The organism is Gottfriedia sp. NPDC056225, assembly GCF_042267765.1.
Lineage (GTDB): Bacteria > Bacillota > Bacilli > Bacillales > Bacillaceae_G > Gottfriedia.
In genome coordinates, this window is sequence record NZ_JBHJTJ010000100.1 from 1 (window position 1) to 6,001 (window position 6,001).

Annotated in this window: 4 protein-coding genes; 2 read left to right on the forward strand and 2 right to left on the reverse strand. The window is 34.0% G+C overall.

Going from position 1 to position 6,001, the window contains the following annotated elements; all coding sequences use genetic code 11:
• The coding region (locus tag ACFCYN_RS24825) for a S8 family serine peptidase (protein ID WP_375952702.1) at positions 1–1,235 on the reverse strand (1,235 nt) is incomplete at its 3' end.
• 1,242 nt (positions 1,236–2,477) lie between these two features.
• Between ACFCYN_RS24825 and ACFCYN_RS24830 the strand changes: the two genes are divergently transcribed.
• On the forward strand, positions 2,478–3,191 hold the full coding sequence (locus ACFCYN_RS24830; RefSeq protein ID WP_375952705.1) for a DUF421 domain-containing protein: 714 nt from the start codon (positions 2,478–2,480) through the stop codon (positions 3,189–3,191).
• A gap of 78 nt (positions 3,192–3,269) precedes the next feature.
• Positions 3,270–3,404, forward strand: a complete 135-nt coding sequence (locus tag ACFCYN_RS24835; RefSeq protein ID WP_098169858.1) for a small, acid-soluble spore protein L — start codon at positions 3,270–3,272, stop codon at positions 3,402–3,404.
• 161 nt (positions 3,405–3,565) lie between these two features.
• On the opposite strand, the gene ACFCYN_RS24840 is transcribed toward ACFCYN_RS24835, so the two are convergent.
• Positions 3,566–6,001 (reverse strand): S8 family serine peptidase (locus tag ACFCYN_RS24840; protein ID WP_375952709.1); only part of this gene is annotated, 2,436 nt, incomplete at its 5' end.

A 6,001-nucleotide genomic window follows, 5' to 3' on the forward strand; every position in this document is an offset into this window, starting at 1 on the left:
GCATTGTATGTTGGAATCGTTTGCGATACATCACTCGCTCCAACCGTTACCGCTAAAGCAGCTGCACCTGGAGATCCAAGAGTTTTTTCATCAGGACCTGCGTTACCTGCTGCGACACAGGCAACAGTACCTGAAAGCATTGCATTGTTAATCGCAATCGATGTCGCTTCAAGTGGATCATTAGCACTAGATCCTAAAGATAGGTTGATAACATCCATTCCATCTTTTACCGCTTTATCGATACCGGCCATAACTGCTTCGTTTGATCCGCTACCATATGGCCCTAAAACTCGGTATACATATAAATCAACGTCTGGAGCTACTCCCATAACGGCTGACGGTGAGTTGTTCTTCTTTTGTGCCCCAATCGAACCAGATACATGTGTTCCATGCTCTGTATAATAAGTTGAACCATTTGCGTCCGTTTCTGCTTGTCCAGAAGCTTTCCAATCTTTATACGTTGTCTCCATCGGATCCGAATCATTATCAACGAAATCGTATCCACCTTTAAAAATTCCTTTTAAATCTGGATGGTTATAGTCGATACCTGTATCAATAACCCCTACTTTGACGCCTTTACCAGTAATATTTTCAGCATGGAGCTTGTCCGCACCAATTTGAGGGAGACTATCATCTACTTTTGTTGGAGTGGATGTTTGCATTTCATCAGCCACTTTTGGCTCATCAAGCTTCACTTGATTATCCTTCCAAACTCGTTTGACAACTCCAGTGGTTAGTAATTGTTGAACTGTTGTTCCTGGCAATGTCATTGCTACACCGTTGAAAGCATCGTTGTATTCTCTTGTAATTTTAGCGTCTTTCATTTTATCTGCTTTTCGTTCATTCTGACTCTTTACTTTATTCCACTCTTGTTTAAATTTAGTATGATCGTTACTTTGTTGTGTTTTTGCGGAAGAAATAGAAAGTTTCTTTCCTTTTAATGCCTGCTTTAAAACCTCTACCTTTGCAGGTGCTTCATTAAATTCAACAATTACATTGACCAATTCAGAAGTTTTTTGGTTTATATCCGGCGAAATAACGAATCCTGGTGACGCATCAAGTTGTTTCAGTGCCATCCTTTGTTCATCTGTTAAACTAGCTAACATTTTCTCTACACTTTTCGAATTATTCTGACTTTTCTCTTCTGCATTCGCCTTATAGTGTATACCCGTCGTAAATAACATACTAGTAATGACCGTGCCCGTTAAAACACGTTTAAGATTTCCTTTTTTCATAACTTTCCCCCTGAATATCAAAATTAGTTAAACCTTTTAAAGTTGCCTTAATATTTTTCGCAATATTCGGAACTCCAAACTCAATGATATAGTTATCATTTTAAAAAATAAATTAAATAATAATGAACCAAGAATAAGTGAAAATTATAGAGTTTACTATGAGTACTACTTTGATCAGAATGGGTACTTTAACTTTTATAAGTTTTAGATGAAATTTAACTACTACTTACTTCATTTGTAGAAGATTATTTAGTGCCTCTTATGTGTTCAGATGATTATATACTAAGTACAGCTTGATCCCGTACTTGTTTAAGAACCAAGGAACAGAACTATGTATGTACTTTAAAACTCAATCCTATTTACACATTTTTTAAAACGGGCTTCACTATTTTTTCATCTCTCTAAAGTTAAAGAAATCATAATAAATTTCTCCCCCCCGTAATCGACTTCCCATCCTAAATTGATTATATGGAAAGTTGATTGCGTTGATATTTCGCAAAATTCTGTCATTTTCTTAATATTTATCGACATAAATTAACAAATAATACCATTTTTTTAATTTAAAAACGATTTTTATTATTAAATTGTTTTTTTATCTCATAAACATTTAATGTTATATGTTATTAGGAATAAAACCGGTCATAAACTATCTTCATCCTCTTAATCTACTAAAATATCAAACTTACAAATGATTTACTCTAAATTTACATCTTGTTTTACTTGAATATGGTAACTTTGTCCGGGGTGCACAATATAAGAATTATGTCATGTAGAAGATGGGACTCTTTCTCTATTGTCATCTCTCCCTTTCCCTCATATTAGCAAATTTACCTTAGATCTCATTCTTACAAAATGAAACCTCTTTTCTCCTATACAATTTATCCAATAAACAAAAAAAGCTTGGTGACTGATCAAGCTATTTGGTTTTGGGTATTAAAATGGGTTATTGGATCGCGCTATTGCATTGCCAAGCTATGCCAAAGAGAAAAATCATTTAATTTAGATTGTTATTTATTGTACTAAATTGTCATTTTCTTATTGATAATCTTTGTATTTATAAAACAATTAGAAAAACCCATTATCAAGATATTTTTATTTTTTCTCTTTATATGAATGTTTCCAACCAGATAAACCTCTTACCCAAGAAATTTCTTTCATAACTTTTCAAAAGAATTTACTTTTACGTATGTTCTATAACTATTTGTAAAAATATAGTAAAAAACAAGTTAAAGGTTGAGGATCATGGTTAGTACTTTAGAAGTCATAATAAGAACATTTTCAGCATTTGTTTTACTTATTTGTATTACTCATTTACTTGGAAAGCAAACGATTTCTAAAATGACTTATCATGATTATATTTCTTCAATTACATTAGGATCTATTGCAGGTAATTTGACATTTAATACATCCATAAAATTTAGTAATTATATTACCGCTTTAATTATTTTCTGTACTTTTTTATTTCTTGCTACCTTAGTTTCTTTAAAAAATAGAAAAGCTAGAGCATTATTCAATGGAGAACCTACTGTTGTCATACAGGATGGAAAAATACTTGAAAAAAATCTGGAAAAGCTAAGAATTTCAATGGATTCGTTAAATCAAGCATTAAGAAGAAGAGATATATTTGATATTGATGAGGTCGAATACGCTATTTTTGAACCTGACGGACATTTATCAATATTAAAGAAACCATCCTATCGATTTGTAACTAGAAAAGATTTTGGGATTTTTAGTCCTTCCCAATCTGCCTTCCCTATTGAAATCATCATGGATGGAAAAGTGATTAATCGAAACCTCACCCAAAACCACCTAACAAAAGATTGGATTATGACTGAATTAGAGCAAAGATGTTTAAGTTTAGCTGATGTTTCGTATTGTGTTCGAGGAACAAATGGACAACTTTATTTTGATTTGTATAAAGATCGGATTGATTCTCCTGTTGATATAGAGTCATAAAGAGTAACGCCCATACTTAATAAATGAACACATAAATCAATTATGTTAGGTAACACTATCCTTGGAGGTGAAGGCACAATGAGTAAAAAATCAACTGGCAGAGGACAAAAAGCTCCAAGTGTAAATCCACAAGGTTATGGTAAGGATGTTGAATTTTCAACCGAGCCCCAAAGTGAATTACAGAATTTAGCGAAAAAGTCGAATAAAAAATAATCTTCGAGTAAAAAAACAGAATAATCAAATTTTCTTAGCGTTCTGTTTTTTAAAACTATTTTATTGTTGAGTTTTTAATTTAGATTTTAGCAAAAATGTTTTCACCATTCACAGTGATTAAAAAAATCGGTAACCTCCTAAGAGATTACCGATTTTATAGATTACTCTAATCCAAGTTCTTGTAAAACACCATCTAATGTTTTACCTTTGTACTTCGTTTTTGCTTTTGGAGAATTTTCATTCCACGGATTTTGCATCATGTAGTTATTAATTACATATTGCATATCTTTTTCATCAACTACACCATCATAATTAATGTCCGCATCACGTTTATTTGTTCCCCAATATGTTTGGATGTATAACGCATCGTTTATATCGATAACATTATCTTTATTCACATCTCCACCAGGAATATACTCATAATTAACTGGTTTCGATGCAGCTGTCACTTTTCCATCTTCTTTATATCCTACTGTAAAGTCTTTTGTAAATGTAAAGTGACCTGGTACATCAATTTTTTGTGTAAATGTGTCATCAGTTAATGGTAATCTCGTTCTGAACGCATATTGTGCTGTGTCAGCATATCCTAGCTGATCCGTTACACCATATTCCTTCCCTTTTGAATCTTTGACGCTAATTTTTGTACCGGCTTTAGTATAGTCAAGTTGTTTCATTTCAGGCTCTAAGCCATTAAATTTCATTAAACCTTCTGCCTGAACTCCGCCTCTCATAAGTGAGTATGTCGGTGTCACAAAGAAATATGGTTGAATACCTTGTGTCGTTACTGTACTATTATCCACATTTGTATAAACAGCGCTAAAGAATCTACTAGCACCATTTGGACTGTAAAAGGCCATTGGAGCTTTGTTGTATAGATCTTTTGCTTTGAATGTTACGTCTACTAATGATGCATCACCAGCAATACCAGTATTCGCAAGGTCACCAGTTGCTGAAGCAGTAATCGTCATTAACGTTTTTCCGCCAGCTTGAGAAACACTCGTATATTGAACATCTAGCTTATCTTTAAATGCAGCATTTGGTTGTACATTTACTGCATCAATGTATTGATTTGGATAAGTAAAACTGAACGTTGCTTTCTTTACATTTGTTTTCACATTTTTTGATGAGAAAGTTAATGTCGTAGAATCGCCCATATTTATACGTTGTTTATCAGCAATTGCCGTTGTATAAGCCGTTCCTTGTCTGACAAAATAGGCATCGATCACACTATCATAATTTCGAACAGTTGATTTACTATAATCTGTGAAGTCATACTCTGTAATGGCATTGACAATTGGGCCAGAAGTCGCTAAAGGTATTTCAGCATTGAAATTTCCTTGTGCGTCCAATGGAATGCTTTTTTCCGCCGAACCATTAGGATTATAATACGTAAAAGTATTATCGCCCTGAGAAGCAGTCATACCTGCTGCCTTCATCTCATCAATATCTTTATCAAATACATTTCCTGATACAGTAACTTTTGTGTCAGTTGAATTTGCAGTTTCGTAAATGCCTCCAGCCTTTACGTTATTCATCGTTACTTTTGGCTCTTTCACTCCGTAGTATACTGGTGTATCGGCTGTGAAATTCTCGCCTTTATCATTCGTTCCTACCATTCGTATTGTATATAATCCTGGATCCGTTTCTTTATAATCAAACGAAATTGGATTATCTGGATTTCCAGTTAATGGATAATATTGACCTTGATTTAGCACGCCTCGGTAATAATAATCCTTATTCTCATCTGCTGCTATTCCATCGGCTGAGCCTAAGAATCCGATTTCTTTGTCGGTTTTTGGATCCACAAGGAAGAATTCAAAATAACGCATATGTGAATTTAATTTAAAGTTAACGCCTAATGACCATCTAGTGTAATTACTTCCTGATTCATATGGTACTGTATAAGCTCCTGAAGGATTAGCTGTTAAATACTCAATACCCTCTTTTACTGTATGAATCGCAAATGGAACTTTATATGTTTCATTCGGATTGTTTTGATTTGTATAAACAATATAACCTTCATATGTTCCTAGTTTTGCAGATTTTGGAACGTTGATTGTTGCATCCATATTTGCACTACTATATTTTTTGACTTTTACAGATGATTTCACATCTAATGTAACGCCGTTTGCTGCAGCATCTTGGCTCACCCTAGAATCATCTGTAGAACGTGCATCTAACGTCTGGAACTGAACCTTTACGTCATATGTCTTATCGACAGAAGATTTATTAAATAAAGTCATTGAACGTGAATCTGTCAGATTTTTCCCTTCAGGAGATTGTTCACCAAAACTAACTGCACCGGTAATGTTTTTAATTTGTTTAATGCCCTTACTTGCTAGCGTTTCCCCACCATAATTTGTTGAATTATCTTTTACTGTTGAAGTTTTATCTTTTACTTGAATCTCTGTTTGTGTATGAACCGCATTGTATGGGTCTACTCGTCCAGCCCCAACTTCATATACACTATATTTATCAGATAGTGGATCAGCTGTGTTCATCAGTGTTGCTTTAACATCTGCAGGCGTCATATCAGGATGAACTTGCTTGATTAGAGCTGCTACCCCTGCAACGTTAGGCGTTGCCATTGATGTACC